This window comes from Nonlabens xiamenensis (genome assembly GCF_003865345.1).
Taxonomy (GTDB): domain Bacteria; phylum Bacteroidota; class Bacteroidia; order Flavobacteriales; family Flavobacteriaceae; genus Nonlabens; species Nonlabens xiamenensis.
Genome location: NZ_RMVE01000002.1, coordinates 643,141 through 661,833 on the forward strand (window position 1 = coordinate 643,141; position 18,693 = coordinate 661,833).

Here is an 18,693-nt window from a genome sequence, read left to right on the forward strand (position 1 = left end):
TGATGATATGAAAACCTTTAAATATTACGTACTTGCCGCTGGCCTGGCATTCCTAGGTTGTTCAGACCTGGAAGAAGAGCCAATAGGACGATTGTCTCCCAACGGATTCTATTCGACACCTAAGGATGTCCAAACTACTGTAAATGGTGCCTACGGATTAATGGCTGAAGAAGCTTTCTGGGGGCGCAAGTTATCGCTGCCTCTTATGGTAAGAGGTGATCTTGCAAGAATTGGTATCAACACCGCGCAACGTCGTCTTGATCATGATGAATTTACTGTGTCCGATGATAATGGGATGATTACTGAATACTGGCCTAGAGCTTATCAGATCATTGCTACTTGTAATCAAGCCATCGCAGGCGCCGAAAGTGTCAGTGCAGAAGCAGATGTACTCAATGCCATTACCGCCCAGGCTTATTTTGTAAGAGCTTATGTGTATTATCACCTCGTTAGATTGCATGGAGATATCCCCTATTTAGATGAACCGGTTTCTAACTTGGAAGAAGCCTCAAGCATCTCCAAAACTCCAGCTGCGGAAGTGTACCAAAACATTATCACCGATCTGCAATATGCAGAACAGTGGTTACCAGATACACAAAGCACACGTGCACTTCCCTCAAAAGCAAGTGCCATGGCGTATCTAGCTTCTGTATATCTCACGCTAGGGGAATACCCCATGGCAGCGAGTAAAGCGCAAGAAGTCATTAATAATGAGGGTCGTTTTGACCTGGCACTAGAAGATGATTTTGCCGACTTATGGGATTTCTCCAAACAACAGGCATCCAGAGAACCATTGTTTGCTTTTGATTTCAACGGGTTCAGAGATGGGAACTTTGGACAGGACTATATGCCACCACTCACCGGTATACGTGATAATATCACCCCTGTTGGGGAAGGCTGGTCAGTGATCATGTCCAATGAGGAATTCTACAACGCCTGGCCTTCTGATGATTACAGAAGAGATATCAGTTTTGTTACAGAATCCACCTTTAGTGTCAATGGAACTCCAACTATGCTCCCTTATCAAAACTGGTCGCAAGCAGATTCCAGAAATCTACCTGAGCCTTTTATAGCCAAGTATAACCGTAACCTGGGGAATACCTCCAACGGAAATGGTAGGGGTTCTGAACTTAATTACGCCCAAATGCGCTATGCCGAAGTCTTATTGATCGCCGCAGAGGCTTTGAATGAAGCTGGACCCAGTCCGGTTGCCGAAGGTTATCTTAACAGGGTACGTGCGAGAGCTAGAAATGCAGGAGGTGTTATCAGAACCGCCCCATTAGATATTACAGGACTTTCTCAGGATGATTTTAGAGATGCGGTCTTGACCGAGCGCACCTACGAACTCGCTTTTGAATTTAAACGATGGTATGATATCAAAAGAAGACAACTGGGCCCAGAAGTGTTTTCTGGTCCTGATGCCTATGAACAACGACCCAATTTTGACCCCAACAGGGACTACCTTTTACCCATCCCAGGGGACGAAATTGCCAGAAATCCTAACCTAGGACCCAACAATCCAGGATATTAGATATTAGTTAGCCAATTCTTCAATATCCCAATAGCAATGCGTCATTGGGATTTTTGAAGACCATATTATGAATTTTTGAAACCATCATATCTTTTACATTTACCCAACGAGCAAGAGGTTCTGCTGCCACTTCGTCCTGTACGATTTTTGAACCATTGTTCTTACCTTTAAAGGTATCAACTAAGAGCGTTTCTCTTTTAAATTTCAATGAATGATTTTGATTAAAAAATCAGTTCTTATTCTTGGACTTGCATGTTTGTTTACGGCATGCAAGTCACAAGATGAAGAAACTTCAGAAAACAACAGATCAAAAAACCAGATCCAGGAATTATTGACGGCCAGATACGAGCAAGTATTAAATTACCCTGTAGATTCCACGGCCTTTCCGCGTAGTTACAACCCAACTACCCAGCAGATATTAAAAAGACCATCCAAAGACTGGACCAGCGGATTCTATGCTGGAAACCTTTGGCAGTTATTTGAATTGACCGGGGATGATCGCTTTCGCGAAAGCGCCACAACGTGGACCAAATTTATTGAAAAAGAAAAATTCAATGACGGTACGCATGACATGGGCTTCAAAGTCTATTGCAGTTTCGGAGCGGGCTACAAGGAAACCGGTGGGAAGTACTACAAGGATGTCATCATCAAAAGCGCCCAAACCCTCGCTACCAGATTCAATGAAGATGTTCAATCTATTCGCTCTTGGGATTTTCGAAAGGATCAGTGGGAATTCCCAGTAATCATCGACAACATGATGAACCTGGAACTTTTATTTGAAGCAACTAAACTTACCGGCGACAGCACCTTCCACAAGATGGCAGTTACACATGCCAACACTACCCTGAAAAACCATTTCAGACCTGATAACAGCACCTATCATGTGGTAGTTTATGACACCATCAACGGACAGGTGAAGGACAAAGTGACCCATCAGGGATTCAGTGACGATTCAGCCTGGGCGCGTGGACAGGCCTGGGGAATTTATGGCTATACGATGGCCTACAGATATACCCGGGATCAACGCTATTTAGATCAGGCAGAAGCTACGGCCCAATTTTTTCTCAAGCATCCCAACTTACCAGAAGATGGAATACCTTATTGGGACTTTGACGCACCTAATATACCTGACGAACCCAGAGATGTATCAGCAGCAGCCATTGTTGCCTCGGCTTTAACTGAATTATACCAATACACGGATCAAAAAGAGTATCTGGATTACAGTAGGCAAGTATTACAAAACCTAAAATCGACCGAATATATTTTGCCGGCTGACTTAGAAATACCGTTTATCTTACAACATAGTTCAGGCGACTGGTCCAAGCGTTCCGAAATGGATGAGCCCATCATCTACGGAGATTATTATTTTCTCGAATTGATGCGCCGACTAAAACAAATGGATCAATAATTACCTCAAACAATCAAGACACCCATGACTTATAGATTTGTCATTTTATGTATCGCATTAACATTGCTGGTAGCCTGTGGAGATCGACAGCGTATAGCCCCTACAGAAATATCCAGAGTTAAAACCAACATCAATCAGGATTGGAAGTACCTGGAAAACCCTGCAGAAACTCCTGATAAAGCCCTAGAACATGACTACTGGCAGTCCATCGATTTACCGCATACCTGGAATGCTATAGATGCCACGGATTTGGATCCTGGATATCGCCGCAGTGCTAGTTGGTACAAAAAAGATTTGGAGATCGACCAGGTCATAGAGGATATGGTCTACCAACTTTATTTTGAAGGAGCAAACATTGTCTCAGAAGTTTACCTAAACGGGAACAAAGTAGGCGGTCACATAGGCGGATATATTGGCTTTGAAGTGGATATCACCGATGCCGTTCAATCTGGCAGCAATGAATTGATGGTGCGTGTAGACAATAGCTATATGCCCGAGGTCATCCCTAGCCAAAAAAGCGATTTTTTCATCTTTGGTGGTATCACAAGGGATGTGTGGTTGATCAATTTACCTACCAACCACATCGATCGCGTGAAAATAAGTACGCCTGAAGTTAATGCTCAGATGGCACAGTTGGTTGCCGATGTACAGGTATCTGAGAAAGTGGAGGGTTTGAAGGCAAAAGCAGTATTAACCGATCCGGAAGGAAAAGAAGTAGCCACCACAGAAGCAGATGTAGTCGACGGAAAGGCCAGTCTTAGTTTTGCCAGGATTGAAGATCCCCAGCTATGGGACACTACCAATCCCAATCTTTATACGTTAACTACCCATCTTGTAAAAGACGGATCTACTTTAGACCAAACAGAAGAACAAGTTGGATTCCGTTGGTTTGAGTTCAAAGATCACGGTGCCTTTTATTTGAACGGCAAAAGATTATTACTCCGCGGAACCCACCGCCATGAGGAACACGCTGGAGTGGGCGCAGCCATGACCAATGAGCAACACCGGGCTGATATGGAAATGATCAAGGGAATGGGAACCAATTTTGTACGTCTTGCTCATTATCCGCAGGATCCAGAAATCTACAAAGCTTGTAACGAGTTGGGGCTTATTGTTTGGGATGAATTGCCTTGGTGTCGTGGAGGTATTGGGAATGAAACCTGGAAAGAAAACACCACCCAAATGCTCAAGGAAATCATTGATCAGAACTACAACCATCCCAGCATCGTGTTTTGGTCATTGGGGAACGAGATCTATTGGTTACCAGATTTTGAGGATGGTGGGAACACAGACCGGATCAATACTTACCTGAAATCCTTAAATGATCTGGCCCATGACCTGGATCCCTACAGGGTGACTTCCATCAGAAAATATTACGAAGGAGCAGATATCGTGGATGTTTTCTCCCCTTCCATCTGGTCTGGTTGGTATTCTGGAAGCTATAAAAGCTACCAAAAAGCAATCGATCAGTATAAAGCGCAATACCCTCATTTTATTCATACTGAATACGGTGGCAGCAGCCATCTGGGACGACATACAGAAAACCCGATCACTGGAGAAGGACAAATACAAGCCGACGGCTGGGAAGAAGCCATTGTGCAAACCGATGTAGCTAATATCGCACAAATCGGTGATTGGAGTGAGAATTATATGGTGGATCTTTTTGATTGGCACCTGCGCATATCAGAAACCGATTCTACTTTTATAGGTAATGCGCAATGGGCATTTAAAGATTTTGGAACCCCACTGCGTCCTGAAAATGATATCCCATACATTAACCAAAAAGGTTTAGTGGACCGCGATAACAATCCAAAAGACGCTTACTACGTCTTTAAAAGTTACTGGAGTGATGAACCTTTTGTTTGGATTGAATCCCATACCTGGACTGAACGCCAAGGACCTAAAGGATTGGCCAGAGAGATCAGTGTATATTCCAATGCGCAGCAAGTGGAGTTTTTCCTCAATGGCGAAAGCCTGGGTACGAAAACTAAGGATATCAATAAATTTCCTGCCTCCGGACTTACTTGGGATATTAATTTTAAGGAAGGCCAGAATACATTAAAGGCTGTATGCATTGCGTCAGATGGTAGCCAGGTAGAAGATGTCCTGGAAGTCAACTACAGATTTGAAAAAAATGGAAAGGCAAAATCCCTCGAGTTGGAATACGAGCAGCTCGAGAATGGCAATTATTTGGTGACCGCTTACGCGAAAGATGCCAACGGTATGAGATGCCTCGATTACGAAGAGCGGGTGTATTTTCAAGCCTTATCCGGCGGACACACCAAAAAGCACCTGGGAACACCAACGGGTAGTGAATCCATACGCATGGCTAACGGTAAGGCTAGCATCGAAGTTGTCCCGGAAGAAGGAGGAATTCCTCTGGAGGTCATGGTACTGAACCAAAGCTTCAAAGGTACCTACCTTACCATTCAATAATTAGACTCAACCAATGCCAGGCCCCACAGCTTGGCATTTTTTTTACCATATCATGAAAAATTCGCCGTACCTACTATTGCTAATTGGGTTGATGTTGATGTTGACTTCCTGCCATCAAGAAGCCGAGCGAAAGGCAGACCGTGTATCCTTTGATCTATTTGCCTTTGAGAAAAAACGAATTTTGGTAAAAGCCGACAGCCTCAAAGATTTCACTCCTGTGACCATCACGGCCAATATAGCAGAACGTAGTGCTGGTGGACCACAAGACTTCTACTCTGAAGGTGATTATTGGTGGCCCAATCCAGAGGACCCAAACGGACCTTATATCAGAAGAGACGGTCAAACCAATCCAGATAATTTTACAGCCCACCGACATTCACTGATCCGATTTGCACAGATTGTAGGCGCATTGACCAGTGCGTATCAGATTACTGGCGACAACTCTTATGTAAATCACCTGGAACCTCATCTGCGGGCATGGTTTGTCAATCCCGACACCAGGATGAATCCAAATCTCATGTTTGCCCAAGCCATTAAAGGTAAAGTGACAGGAAGAGGAATAGGAATTATAGACACTGTTCATTTGGTGGAGGTAGCCTTGGCCGTTGAATTATTAGAAAAACAAAAACAACTTCCTGCTGAGGATCTCAAAGTCATAAAAAATTGGTTCAGCGATTATAGCTTGTGGCTTACCACTCACCCCTTTGGTCTTGAGGAGAAAAACAATGGTAATAATCATAGCGTGACCTGGGCTCTACAAGTGGCTGCCTTTGCAAAAGCCAGTGGAAACACCAAACTGATAGAAGAAATGAGAGCATTTTACAAAGAGGTGTTGCTTCCTGAACAAATGGCGCTGAACGGCGGATTCCCAAAAGAACTTGACAGAACTAAACCTTATGGTTACTCTATTTTTAATTTGGATGCTATGACTGCATTGGTCCAATTGCTTTCTACACCACAGTCTAATTTATTTACGTACCAAACTGATGATGGTAAGGGATTACAAATAGCAATGGAATTTTTGTATCCTTACTTGAAGGATCAGTCGACTTGGCCTTATCAAAAAGATGTCATGTATTGGGACCATTGGCCAGTAGCACAACCTTGTCTCCTATTTTCCTCACAAGCTTTCAAAAATGATAAGTACTTACAACTTTGGAAAGAACTTGACCGGAACTTCGACGAGACAGAAGTCGTACGCAATATGCCAGTAAAACATTATACACTTTGGTTCCCAAATAATCCCACGGAATCATAAACAACATGGACTAGCTACTGTGCAAACAAAAAATAATTCTATTTTAGCTTTATGGAACTCCCGGCTTTTAGAATTATTGATATTGTTGACATTTTACTGGTCGCCGCTGTGATCTATTACCTTTATCGTTTGCTCAAGGGCACAGCAGCCATCAGTATTTTTATTGGGATTTTTATCATCTTTCTTATCTATCAGCTCACCGTTTTTTTAGAGATGGAAATGTTGAGTAAAGCCTTGGGGGCTTTCACTGGTGCCGGTGTTGTTGCGCTGATCGTCGTATTTCAACAGGAAATACGGCGGTTCCTTCTGATGCTGGGATCTACAAAATTTACCTCCAAGCGACGCTTTTTACGCCAACTACGGATTTTTCAAGAAGAAAAGGATACCAACAATGTCGTTGTAGACGAAATCGTCAAAGCCTGTAAACGAATGAGTGCCACCAAAACAGGAGCCCTTATCGGGATCAAGAGAGATGGCTCCTTGGAGTTCGTTAAAAATACGGGTGACGAACAAGACATTGTGGTAAACGCTTCCATTATCCAAAGTATTTTTTATAAAAATAGTACGCTACACGATGGTGCGATGATCATCGAGAACAACAAGATTACGGCAACCAGAGTCATCCTACCCGTATCAGAAAACAGAAAGATTCCCCAACGATTTGGTTTAAGACACCGTGCAGCGCTAGGCCTGACTGAACGCAGCAGTGCCATTGCCATCATTGTGAGTGAAGAGACTGGGCAGATATCCTTGGTACATGAAGGTGAGTTTGAATCCTATACAGATACCGATCAACTGGCCGCGAAAATAAAAACCTTACTCGCCTGATGGAACGTGAATGTAGAAATTGTAACAGGACGCTTTATGCAGGCCATCAATACTGTGCTGGCTGCGGAGCCCCTTGGGTAGCGCGCAGAATCACTCCCATGAGTGTCACGGCAGAGTTTTCAGAACGCTACTTGGGAACCGATAATGTTTTCCTCAAAACATTGGTTGATTTATTTATAAGACCGCATAAAGTCATCAATGGATATATCAATGGACAGCGAAAAACCTACGTTAACCCAGCAAGTTTCTATTTTATAAGCCTGACGCTGATCGGATTACAGGTGTTTCTACTGAAAAGATTTTTCCCCGAGTTATTGGGCTTGAATGGATTATCTGATCAAAAGAATATTTTCCAGCTCATGAACTTCTTTTATGACTATATGGGTTTACTCACCTCCATCTTTATTCCAGCATACGCCCTTACTGGATGGATTGTGTTTCTGGATATCAAAAAATTCAACTTTGCTGAACACATCGTTTTCTATATCTATGTGTTAGGATGGTTCAACATTGTGATCGCTATTTCCACGCCATTGATCATGTTATTTAACATTCCGTACTCTTTCATGTCCTTCTTGATATCTTTATTTTCAGTGGTTATGATTGCATGGAGTTATAAGGCCTGTTTTCAATTAAACTTCGGTCAAACCTTGTTAAAAACTTTATTTGCGATCCTATTATACGGCGTTGTTCAATTGATATTTATCCTCATAATTATTTCGATCGTCATGGCCGGTTTATATTTTTTCTCGCCAGAGACATTAACTGATTTTAAAATTTTTACCAGTGGAACGTGAATGTAAGAATTGTAAGGAGATGATATATGCTGGAAAAGGCTATTGTGCCAATTGTGGATCCAAATGGATAGAAAACAGGATTACAATGAAACAGGTAGCCCGGGATTTTTCAGATATTTATTTGGGATTGGACACTAAGTTTGGACGCACCTTTATCGACTTATTTAGGCGACCCGAGGCGGTGATCAATGGCTATATCTACGGCCGCAGGGTCAATTATATGGATGCCATTAGATACTTGCTTTTAGCGGTATTTATGACCGGTATTTATAGCTATTTTCTGAAAAGTGCTCACATTTATGAAGACATGATGGCGCAGCAACAGGCCCTGTATGAAGATTTAAATTATAGCCAAGAACAGATTAGATTCACCCAAGAGTTCAATGATAGGTACGTCAAGTTTCTTTACGATTTTCAAGGATTTTTTCTGATGCTTACCATTCCTGTACTTGCTTTAGTGGCCCGATTTAGCTTTTGGGGAAAACGCTACTATAATTTTACCGAGCAATTGGTCTTTTTTATGTATACCTACAGCCATGCGGTACTAACCACTACGCCCTTTTCCTTACTCCTTTTATTGATCTACCCTGAGTATACCATTTATGTAGGTACGATCACGTTACCCTTGATGTATCTCTATAATGCTTACTGCTACAAACAGTGTTTTAGATTGTCTAACACAGAACTACTCAACAAAACATTACTCAGTTTGGTTATAGGCTTTGCGGTGATAATCGCCCTTACTGTCATAGGCATGTTAACTGGAGTATTATTGGCTTTATTATTTAAGACCTAGGGAGCAAACTTTAGGCGACCTCTTGTTGCAGGAACTGTACTTCGTATAGGTTTTTATAGTAGCCATCTGGACGTGACAACAATTCGGTATGCGTCCCCATTTCAACAATTACTCCCGCATCCATGACAATGATTTTATCGGCTTTTTTAATCGTAGCCAAACGGTGTGCGATAACTATTGATGTCCGACCCTGTGTAATCACATCTGTAGCCTCCTGAATCAATTGCTCGCTGTAGGCATCTACAGAGCTGGTAGCCTCATCCAGAACCAATATGCTAGGATTGGATACATAGGCTCTCAAGAAAGCGATGAGTTGTCGCTGACCTGAACTGAGCATCACTCCGCGTTCCTTAACGTTATACTGATAACCACCAGGTAAGGAAGAAATAAAATCGTGCACTCCAATAGCTTTGGCAGCTTCGACCACTTGATCCTCGGTAATATCAGGATCTTGCAGGGTGATATTGTTAAAAATGGTATCCGCAAAAAGAAATACATCCTGCAGGACAACCGCTATTTGTGTCCTCAGTGATTTTAATTGGTACGCTTTCGCGGAAGCGTTATCGATCAAAATTTCTCCGCCATCAATTTCATAGAATCTAGAGAGCAGATTGATGATGGTAGATTTTCCAGCACCAGTGGCTCCTACAATGGCGACAGTTTCACCAGGCTGAACCTTAAAGCTGAGATCTTTCAGCACTAATTCGCCGGTTACATAACCAAAGTTCACGTTTTTAAATTCGATCGACCCTTCCAGATCTCCTGCAATCAAGGAGCCATCATCTTCAATTTTGGATTCCGTATCCAGGATGCCGAAAACTCTATTAGCAGCTACCATCCCCATTTGCAGTGTATTGAACTTATCGGCAATTTGACGCAGCGGGCGGAAAAGCTTTTGGGACAAATCGATAAACATGACGATAGTACCGATCTCAACCATAATGACAGAATCTCCTAAGTTCATGATTACGCCTATATAAACTATCAGTCCGATCGTAATACTGGAGGCCATTTCGGCAATAGGAAAAAAGATAGAGTTATACCAAACGGTCCGTATCCAGGCATTCCTATGTTTATTATTGATATTTTTAAACTCTTCATATTCAATTTTTTCCCGATTGAAAATTTGAACAATCTTCATCCCGGTAACCCTTTCCTGCACAAAACTATTGAGGTTACTCACTTGGTTACGAACTTCTTCAAAAGCTACCTTCATGGCTTTTTGAAACACGCGGGTCGCATAAAGGATAAAAGGCATAACGATCAGGGCTATTAAAGTCAATCGCCAATTGGATAATGCCATAAAGCCCAACACGACAACCATTTTGAGCAAATCAGAAATAATAACAAACAATCCTTGGGAGAAGATACTGGCGATGGTCTCAATATCACTGACAGCGCGGGTTACCAATTTACCGACGGCACTTTTATCAAAATATTGCATTTTGAAGCCCATCATATGATCAAATAGCTTAAGTCTCAAATCCCTGATGACTTGTTGTCCCAACCAGTTGGCATAAAATATAAAACTGAGCTGTAGCAAGACATCTGCCATCAAGACAGCGATCATCAGGCCAATAACAGTGGTAAATCCATCGTATTGTTTGGGAATGATATGCTGATCAATGGCAACCTTAATCAAATAGGGCATACCAATGGCCACTGCCGCAATGAGTACAGCACTTAATGCAACGAAATAATAAGTCCAACGATAGGGACGTGTGAACGAAAGAAGGCGCTTGAACAGTCCTAAATTAAATGCGTTTCCCGTACTATTTGCCATATTTTTTGTCTAAAATGGATTGGATAACTGTATGCAGTGCTTCTTCTCGTTGAGTACCAATCAAATATTGCTTAGAGCCTACTTTTATATACAAACCTTTGGAGCCTCTGATATTATAAACGGTGCCATAGTCGGTCCATAGTCTGATTCCCCAACCACCTACAAAACCATAATCCAGTGTCTCGGCATGTGTAATATGATCCCAAGAAAAACTACGGTAAACCAAAGGAAAAAAACGCACTTGGATCCGGGTATCAGAAATCACTGTTGTCATCTTTATACTTAGGAAAACAACAAGAACACCAACGGCTACCAGACTGGTTACAATATTTACTGTCGACCACGTCAAATCACTGAACAACAACCCAAATGGAATAACACAAAGTCCCATGACAATTGCCCATAACCACCATTGGGTAAATCGTTGTTGCTCTAAAAAAAGAACTTCTTCCTTCATAGATAAATATCTTTAGGGTACTCTACCTGAGTCAAATATAACCCTTGGGCTGGAGCGCTGGCACCGGCCTCACTTCTGTTCTTTGAAGCGATGATGCGTTCAAGATCTGCTAAATCTAATTTACCATATCCAATTTCTAACAAAGTACCCACCACTGCTCTCACCATATTTCTTAGAAACCTATTGGCAGTGATATGGAAAACCACATGATGTCCTTCAAGCACAAACCTGGCTTCACTGATATCACAAAGGTAGGTTTTCACATCTGTATTGGATCTAGAAAAGCATTGAAAGTCCTTATGCTTTAATAAAAGCTGGGCCGCCTTGTCCATCAATTCAAAATTAGGCTCTCGATACAGTATGTAGCTGGTGTGGTTGTGAAAAGGATCTGGTCGCAAATGAAAATGATATTCGTAGGAACGACTCAATGCATGGAAACGTGCGTGAGCCTTAGGCGCCACGGGAAGAATCTGGTAAACAGCGATATCCTTAGGAAGCCAACGATTGATGCGGTAAGCAGTCTGTTCCAGATCCAAAGATTGATCAGTGATAAAATGGGCTACCATCATCCTGGCATGCACACCAGCATCTGTACGTCCAGCACCTACCAGAATAATGCTCTCTCTTAGGATTTTGCAAAAACCTTCTTCCAAAACTTCCTGCACTGTAATACAATGTGGTTGTCGCTGCCACCCATGGTATGCAGCGCCATTATAGGCAAATTCAACAAAATATCTTGGGGCTTCCAGCATGCTGCAAAGGTAAGCAGGAAATAGTAGCTGAATACATTGATCATCTAATTCACAACCGATGACATCTTACAGACTTATATACTTTTTGCTCCTCTTCTCCTGAAGAAGGACCTCCAAACTTGAGCTGTAGTATAGCTGATTGATTGAAAGATTAAGATTACGGATGAACAATTGAAGCGATATCAATCCATTGAGCCTTAAAAGTTGTGTATCTTATGAGATCTCTGGTAGAAAACCACCACGAATTTTTGGCCGATTCTATGTTATCCCTGGTTTTTAAATCATCTTTGTCTCATGAAGATTTTGCTATTATCAGATACCCACAGTCATATCGATGATTTCATTCTTAAATACGTACACCAAGCAGATGAGGTCTGGCACGCTGGCGATATCGGAGATTTGTCCGTGACAGATCAAATTATGGCTATCAAACCACTGAAGGCTGTCTATGGAAATATCGATGATGAATCGGCCAGAGGACAGTTTCCAGAACATTTAAAATTTGATTGTGAGGGCATAAAGGTTTGGATGACCCATATCGGTGGTTATCCAGGAAGATACAATCAACGCGTGCGGCCCGAGATCTATGACAATCCGCCTGACCTTTTTATATGTGGTCACTCGCATATATTAAAGGTCATGATGGATAAAAAGATTCAATGCCTGCACATGAATCCCGGAGCCATTGGATGTCATGGCTTTCATAAAAAACGTACTATGCTCAGGTTTGAGATCCACAATGCCAAGATCAGAAACCTAGAAGTGATAGAAAAAGATCGATAGAAGGGATGGAAGCGCATGGGCAAAAAAGACTTCAGTTAAAAAAACAAAAACCCGTAAGGTGGCGCCTTACGGGTTTTTCACTAATATAACTAAGACTTCTGTTTAACGCAGACGATCCACAGATTTTACAAGTTGTTCATCCTTTCTTATTGCCTTGTTAGCCAAGACGATTAAAACGATAGATAGGATAGGAATGAACATCCCAATGCCTTTCTCTGAGACCGCCGTCTCTCCAGACATGGTTAGCGAACTGTATACGTAAACTCCTAGTATAAAAAGATTCAATAAAATATTTAAACGGTTGACTACGGTTTGCAATTGTCTGTTTTTATACAGAAAAATGGCAATCGAACTCATCACCGCACTGAGAACGAAAATACCAAAATATAAACTTTCATCCATCCCCACAAATTCATTTCCCTCTCCGTCTATAAAATCCTCCACAACCCAAATTAGACCACCAGAAATGGCAGCAGCGATCAATAAATAAATGGTCTGTATACGTTGGATCATACGGCTCTTCTCTAAAAGCAGGGCAAAAATAACATATAGAACGTTAAAAGAACAATGGATATGATTTTTTTAGCGTATCATTGCATCATCAATGTGATAACCATCTCTTACTTAGGTTATCCCATGGATCTTTTTTTTCTGATAAAACTGATCCATTCAATCCCCAAACTTTTTTTTTAAAAAATTACATGTTTCAAATCGCCGATTTAAAATCAAAAAAGCTTCCTGAATTACAGGAAATCGCTAAAGGTCTCAATATTCCAAAATACAAACAAACCCGAAAATTAGACCTGGTCTACAAAATACTGGATGTCCAGGCTGAAAACCCTGAAAAGGTTCAACAATTGGACACGGATACCGACGGAAAGGATAATTCCCAAAAACAGCAAGAAAACAAAGCATCTGACGACAAGGCTGCGCCTAAAAAACAAGAGCCAAAACCGCGTGCTGAAAAAAGAGAAACCAAGTCCAACGACCCTGCTGGGGAAGACAAGGACAATAAACCTAAACGCCCGAGAAAATCCAACACTCCTAAAGATAAAGAACAAAAGAATACGAAGCAGTCGGATAAAAAAGATAATGACTCGAGGAATTCCAAAAGCAATTCCAGAGACAACAAAAACGACAATAGGGACAATAGGGACAACAAAAGTGACAAAGGTGAAAAGAATGATCACCGGAACAATCGTCAGAAAAACACCCGTAACAACAATAACAACAACAATCAAAACAACGTCCCCAAAGGAAACAAGGACACCAGGAATCGCTATCGCGACCCAGATTTTGAGTTTGATGGAATCATAGAAAGTGAAGGGGTATTAGACATGATGCCTGATGGATATGGGTTTCTGCGCAGCAGTGATTACAACTACCTAGCCAGCCCTGATGACATATATGTATCCCAAAGCCAGATCAGGCTATTTGGACTTAAAACTGGTGACACTGTTTTGGGAATGGTTCGTCCACCTAAAGAAGGTGAAAAGTACTTCCCACTAATCAAAATATCTCAGATCAATGGTCTGGATCCCAAAGTAGTTCGTGACCGCGTATCTTTTGAGCACCTCACACCATTGTTCCCAGATGAAAAGTTCAACCTCGCAGATCGCAGGGCTTCTGTTTCTACTAGGATCATGGATCTTTTTGCCCCTATCGGTAAAGGACAACGTGGGATGATCGTCGCCCAGCCTAAAACAGGTAAAACCATGTTGCTGAAAGATATCGCCAACGCTATCGCAGCCAACAATCCCGAGGTTTATCAATTGATCCTACTCATTGACGAGCGTCCAGAAGAAGTTACGGATATGCAACGTAACGTGGATGGAGAGGTGATAGCTTCGACTTTTGATAAGGAAGCTCACGACCATGTAAGGGTAGCCAATATCGTGCTTGAAAAAGCAAAACGAATGGTAGAATGTGGACACGATGTAGTCATACTCCTTGATTCCATTACCAGATTGGCCAGAGCTTACAACACCGTACAACCTGCTAGTGGTAAAGTACTTTCTGGAGGGGTGGACGCCAATGCATTACATAAACCAAAGCGCTTTTTTGGAGCTGCACGTAACATTGAAGGCGGTGGATCACTTTCCATTATCGCTACGGCATTGACCGAAACCGGTTCAAAAATGGACGAGGTAATTTTTGAGGAATTTAAAGGAACAGGTAATATGGAATTACAGTTGGATAGAAACATTGCCAACAGACGTATTTTCCCAGCTATTGATCTGACCTCCTCTTCTACCCGTCGCGACGACTTACTTCTTGATGAAAAAGTCGTTCAACGCATGTGGATCCTAAGAAAATACCTGGCCGATATGAACCCAGTAGAAGCCATGGAATTCATCTCTCAACGCATCAAACAAACGCGTAATAATGAAGAGTTCCTAGCCACTATGAACGATTAATCATAGGTTAACAAACAAGTGAATGCCCTACTTTATGTGGGGCATTTTTCGTCATAGGAGTCATTTCGCTTAAAGCGAAAGGGCAATCAGGGCGATTATTGAAAAACTTGACAATAGAAAAAATATCATTTTTAAACCCTATTTACAGATTATCTCAGCTTGTTTAACCAGCTTTCTTAAATTTGCACGGAGTTATCATCAACTATCTCCAAAACCGTTTTTAACATGATTTAAAGAATTCGGCATACAATGAGGATAAATTTCCGTCGTTTGCCTACGAATCCCTTACTTATGAAAAATTTATATATCATCATTATCTGTCTTTTCGGCTTCTTTTCCCAAGCCCAGGACGCAACATCCGACAAGAATAAAATAGACAACCAATTTAAGGAAGTCATTGAGTCTTCTAACGATTTTCAAGAATACAAAGTCGTCAAACGCACAGCCTTAAATACCTTAAGAAAAAATACCAATGACCATATCCAGCAACTGAACCAAAATATTGACAATTTGGAGCAGTCTATTGACACCAAGGACACCAGGATAGAGCAATTGGACCAGGAATTGGCCTCTGTAAATGAAGAATTGACCAATGTCAATGCCGAAAAGGATAGCATGAATTTTTTAGGCATCCAGACCAATAAAACCGTATACAATACCATAGTTTGGTCCATTGTTGGAATACTGGCCTTTTTATTTGTCTTAATGACCTTGCGATTTAAAAACAGTAATGCAGTCACTAAGGCGGCCAACAAGCAACTCAAAAGCACTGAAGAGGAACTGGAAGACCTCAGACGTAAATCCATTGAAAAGGAACAACGCTTGGGACGTCAGCTGCAAGACGAGCGCAATAAGCTCGCCAGGCTGAAAAATGATTAAAAACCCATAAAGAAAAAGAGGCTATCTCAAAATCTCACAAATACCAGTGTCGCCCGTCTGAGCTTGTTTAATTTGTGCTACAAACAAAGAGTTTACAGCTTTGACAGACGCAATTTAAACACCCAATTTGTTGGATAGACAGCCCCTTTTTTAAATCAATCCATCTTTAGGATTAGGAACTAAGGTCTAGGACTGCAAATATGCCCGCATCAAACTAAGGCCTACTTCCCTATGCTGCTCTTGGGTAAGAAAATCCCTGGCTGGAAAGGAAACACTTATTTTCACACCGTCGCTGAATACGATCAAAGCCTCTTGTATTCCAGGGGAATGTAACCAAAAAGCGATATTACCAAGTCCATCAATTCGTTCCATATCTTGAGATAGGTGCCTAGACAATTCCTCTTTTAAGGCAATTTGGTCCTTAAAATCCTGTAGATAAATGCCTACATTGGTGTTTTTACCACCGACAAAAAAGGCCACGTTGCAACTGTTTTCAAGTCCCATACTGTTAGGTTTTGACATCAGTTGAATAGCATCAGAACCATACCATTTTTCCAAGTTATCTAGGGTCAGGATATCACAGGTTGAAGGCATATTTTCTACTTTGCGCATGACATCTCCATAGCTGATTGATCTGTTGATCTCAGAACTTTTCGTATCTGAGGCTTTGTTTAGGTTTTGCTGGCAGCTTATCAGTACCAAACAAATTAAGGCAATTGTAAATTTCATAAGTTTTATTGTTTGATTAAATATGAACAACAAGGCTTGCTGGAGCAATCTCACCCACCGCGTCTATCGTCCTTGCCAGGATTTTGATTTCATAGTGACCAGACGCTAGTTGACCTGGATAGGATGATTTACTGGATGTACCTGCTTTCATGAGCAAATTGATGATATCAAAGGTCTCAACAGGCTCCAGCATTTCCCCAGGAAAGAAAGGCATAGGGGCTCGCTTCCTAAACCCAATGAGTTTGCCGTTCTTGTATACTTGGGTTTCAAATTCAACAAGTGCAACTTGCCTCTTTTGATTGTCTATGGCTAGGCCTTCTGCTTTAAAAGTGAAAACAATTTGATGTTTACCTTCTTTAAATTGCTTGAATAAATCTACTGCATTGGCATTTTTGAGTTCGATCTTGATTTCCCTCAATTGATCAATGGACAGACGCCCATCAACTTTTTGTGCCCACATCTGAGAAATACATAGAAAGGTAATAATCGGAATGATATTTTTCATGTTTGATAAAATGTAAAGATTAGTCAACAAGTTCAATGGTGTAGTGGTACCCAAATCGAATTTTACCCTTCTTAGGATCAATTAAATCACCATAACCTCTTACGTAACGTTTCCCACCTGAAGTCTCTAGCCGAAAGTAGTCTGGCGAATTAGGGAATTTACGACGACCGCTATTTCCGGAAGCCAATGGATAATCGCTGGCATTGGTTTTGCCCTCTAAAAATTTGACAATCTCTTTTAAATTGAGCGATCGATCCACAAAAATGGCATCTTTAAGAGCACCTTCTGAAAAATGAAATCCATTGACCCACTCCATTTTGTCCCTATCGACTTTGCTTCTTTCTATGGTGTAAATTCCCCATTCCCCTAATTCTACCGATACGCCTTCGGCAAATCGCCTTTTACCAGAATTGTGTAAGGTTTGACGATCACCCCAGTCATCATTCATCACCGCCGTTGGACTAGATAGATCACGACCATATTTCTTTTGGGTGAACTGATAAGCAGTAAGACCTTCAAATATCCTGTTGTCCAATGACAATTTACCATATTCAAAGCCCCTGATGTTATCAGCGCGATTGCATTTCACACTGTTCATGGTGACTTTAATCTTTAAAGGTTTAGGGGCAGTAGTCGCTTGTCCTTGCTGACCATTGGACGAATGGCTGTTTTCACGTATGCGTGTTCCGTTCCAGCTGCCGTATTCTCGGTCTTCAAACTTGCCTTTAAAATCATAGTTACTGAAAATAAAAGAACAGGTCTTGATACGACCGCCCTTATTGCTACAGTATTTTCCTTTAAAAATTTTTGTATTGTTGTTAATGTTGCCCCATAGCATACCTCCTTTTTCTCCATAGTGAGCCACCATGACTCCAGTCTTGCTATGAATAAAATCAAGGTTACCGTATGGCGTAGACCACATCCCCTTGATATAATTTTGTGCAGCATCTGGCACCTTTTTACCGTTCCAAGCCCCCTGGTTCATGCTGTTGTTCCAGCCCCACTTCCCTTGAAAACCATTGGAAGTTTTGGTCCACTTGGCGTATCCGGTAGTCCCCTTGTTATCAAATTCTATAAAAAGATCGGAACCATTCACGCTTAAGGACCTGATAGCACCCAAGTCCCGATAAGTACCTACGATATATTTTTTTTTCTGCTTTAGAATGACCTGACCAAAAGTAGTATCATAGGTTCCCGTCCAGTTGACGGCTATCCCTTCTTCTCCACATTCATCAATTGCATAAAGCACCTTTGGATGTTTGACGCTAGCTTGACAGCATACACCCATAAATAGGGCTAGTATGATGCTATAGATTTGTTTTCTTTTCATGATT

Annotated in this window: 18 protein-coding genes; 10 read left to right on the forward strand and 8 right to left on the reverse strand. The window is 41.6% G+C overall.

Annotated features, from left to right (window positions below):
* Positions 1 to 7: 7 nt before the first annotated feature.
* Positions 8 to 1,531: a RagB/SusD family nutrient uptake outer membrane protein gene (locus EGM47_RS07905; protein WP_124980227.1), complete on the forward strand. Its 1,524-nt coding sequence runs from the start codon at positions 8 to 10 to the stop codon at positions 1,529 to 1,531.
* A 19-nt stretch (positions 1,532 to 1,550) separates the two neighbouring features.
* On the opposite strand, the gene EGM47_RS07910 is transcribed toward EGM47_RS07905, so the two are convergent.
* Positions 1,551 to 1,739 (reverse strand): hypothetical protein, encoded by a 189-nt coding sequence (locus tag EGM47_RS07910; RefSeq protein WP_124980228.1) that lies wholly within the window; start codon positions 1,737 to 1,739, stop codon positions 1,551 to 1,553.
* A 3-nt stretch (positions 1,740 to 1,742) separates the two neighbouring features.
* Between EGM47_RS07910 and EGM47_RS07915 the strand changes: the two genes are divergently transcribed.
* The 6 genes from EGM47_RS07915 to EGM47_RS07940 all read left to right on the forward strand — a co-directional run bounded on the left by EGM47_RS07915 (position 1,743) and on the right by EGM47_RS07940 (position 9,054).
* The gene (locus tag EGM47_RS07915; protein WP_124980229.1) at positions 1,743 to 2,939 is read left to right on the forward strand and encodes a glycoside hydrolase family 88 protein; all 1,197 of its coding nucleotides are present in this window, start codon (positions 1,743 to 1,745) and stop codon (positions 2,937 to 2,939) included.
* Between the two features lie 24 nt (positions 2,940 to 2,963).
* The gene (locus tag EGM47_RS07920) at positions 2,964 to 5,375 is read left to right on the forward strand and encodes a glycoside hydrolase family 2 protein (protein ID WP_124980230.1); all 2,412 of its coding nucleotides are present in this window, start codon (positions 2,964 to 2,966) and stop codon (positions 5,373 to 5,375) included.
* 52 nt (positions 5,376 to 5,427) lie between these two features.
* Positions 5,428 to 6,633 carry an alginate lyase family protein gene (locus tag EGM47_RS07925; protein ID WP_124980231.1) on the forward strand — a complete coding sequence of 402 codons (1,206 nt, stop codon included), beginning with the start codon at positions 5,428 to 5,430 and terminating at the stop codon, positions 6,631 to 6,633.
* A 51-nt stretch (positions 6,634 to 6,684) separates the two neighbouring features.
* Positions 6,685 to 7,461 (forward strand): diadenylate cyclase CdaA, encoded by a 777-nt coding sequence (cdaA, locus tag EGM47_RS07930; protein WP_124980232.1) that lies wholly within the window; start codon positions 6,685 to 6,687, stop codon positions 7,459 to 7,461.
* A 98-nt stretch (positions 7,462 to 7,559) separates the two neighbouring features.
* Entirely contained in the window at positions 7,560 to 8,258 is a 699-nt protein-coding gene (locus EGM47_RS07935; protein ID WP_164510842.1) for a DUF3667 domain-containing protein, read from the forward strand.
* Between the two features lie 85 nt (positions 8,259 to 8,343).
* Positions 8,344 to 9,054 (forward strand): DUF3667 domain-containing protein, encoded by a 711-nt coding sequence (locus EGM47_RS07940; protein ID WP_240642337.1) that lies wholly within the window; start codon positions 8,344 to 8,346, stop codon positions 9,052 to 9,054.
* 10 nt (positions 9,055 to 9,064) lie between these two features.
* Here EGM47_RS07940 and EGM47_RS07945 read toward each other — a convergent pair whose 3' ends face one another.
* Genes EGM47_RS07945 through truA form a run of 3 tightly spaced genes read right to left on the reverse strand, consistent with a single transcriptional unit; the run spans position 9,065 to position 12,046 of the window.
* Positions 9,065 to 10,837 carry an ABC transporter ATP-binding protein gene (locus tag EGM47_RS07945; protein WP_124980235.1) on the reverse strand — a complete coding sequence of 591 codons (1,773 nt, stop codon included), beginning with the start codon at positions 10,835 to 10,837 and terminating at the stop codon, positions 9,065 to 9,067.
* Positions 10,827 to 11,294, reverse strand: a complete 468-nt coding sequence (locus EGM47_RS07950) for a hypothetical protein (RefSeq protein WP_124980236.1) — start codon at positions 11,292 to 11,294, stop codon at positions 10,827 to 10,829. The genes EGM47_RS07945 and EGM47_RS07950 overlap by 11 nt, the downstream gene beginning before the upstream one ends.
* On the reverse strand, positions 11,291 to 12,046 hold the full coding sequence (gene truA / locus EGM47_RS07955; protein ID WP_124980237.1) for a tRNA pseudouridine(38-40) synthase TruA: 756 nt from the start codon (positions 12,044 to 12,046) through the stop codon (positions 11,291 to 11,293). Before truA ends, EGM47_RS07950 begins: the two co-directional genes overlap by 4 nt.
* Positions 12,047 to 12,340: 294 nt before the next feature.
* On the opposite strand from truA, the gene EGM47_RS07960 reads away from it, so the two are divergent.
* The gene (locus EGM47_RS07960; RefSeq protein ID WP_124980238.1) at positions 12,341 to 12,829 is read left to right on the forward strand and encodes a metallophosphoesterase family protein; all 489 of its coding nucleotides are present in this window, start codon (positions 12,341 to 12,343) and stop codon (positions 12,827 to 12,829) included.
* A 102-nt stretch (positions 12,830 to 12,931) separates the two neighbouring features.
* Here the strand turns inward: EGM47_RS07960 and EGM47_RS07965 are convergent, their stop codons facing one another.
* Positions 12,932 to 13,342, reverse strand: coding sequence for a DUF4293 domain-containing protein (locus EGM47_RS07965; protein ID WP_124980239.1), 411 nt, complete (start codon positions 13,340 to 13,342; stop codon positions 12,932 to 12,934).
* Positions 13,343 to 13,530: 188 nt separating this feature from the next.
* On the opposite strand from EGM47_RS07965, the gene rho reads away from it, so the two are divergent.
* Together rho and EGM47_RS07975 are read left to right on the forward strand one after the other, a co-directional pair.
* Complete coding sequence (rho, locus tag EGM47_RS07970; RefSeq protein WP_124980240.1) at positions 13,531 to 15,246, forward strand: transcription termination factor Rho; 1,716 nt, start codon at positions 13,531 to 13,533, stop codon at positions 15,244 to 15,246.
* A 291-nt stretch (positions 15,247 to 15,537) separates the two neighbouring features.
* Positions 15,538 to 16,125, forward strand: coding sequence for a coiled-coil domain-containing protein (locus tag EGM47_RS07975; RefSeq protein WP_124980241.1), 588 nt, complete (start codon positions 15,538 to 15,540; stop codon positions 16,123 to 16,125).
* Between the two features lie 186 nt (positions 16,126 to 16,311).
* Here EGM47_RS07975 and EGM47_RS07980 read toward each other — a convergent pair whose 3' ends face one another.
* The 3 genes from EGM47_RS07980 to EGM47_RS07990 are packed head-to-tail and all read right to left on the reverse strand — an operon-like array spanning position 16,312 to position 18,689.
* On the reverse strand, positions 16,312 to 16,854 hold the full coding sequence (locus EGM47_RS07980; protein ID WP_124980242.1) for a hypothetical protein: 543 nt from the start codon (positions 16,852 to 16,854) through the stop codon (positions 16,312 to 16,314).
* Positions 16,855 to 16,870: 16 nt separating this feature from the next.
* A complete protein-coding gene (locus EGM47_RS07985) occupies positions 16,871 to 17,359 on the reverse strand; it encodes a hypothetical protein (RefSeq protein WP_124980243.1) in 489 nt (162 codons plus the stop codon).
* A gap of 19 nt (positions 17,360 to 17,378) precedes the next feature.
* Complete coding sequence (locus tag EGM47_RS07990) at positions 17,379 to 18,689, reverse strand: hypothetical protein (protein WP_124980244.1); 1,311 nt, start codon at positions 18,687 to 18,689, stop codon at positions 17,379 to 17,381.
* Positions 18,690 to 18,693: the final 4 nt, after the last annotated feature.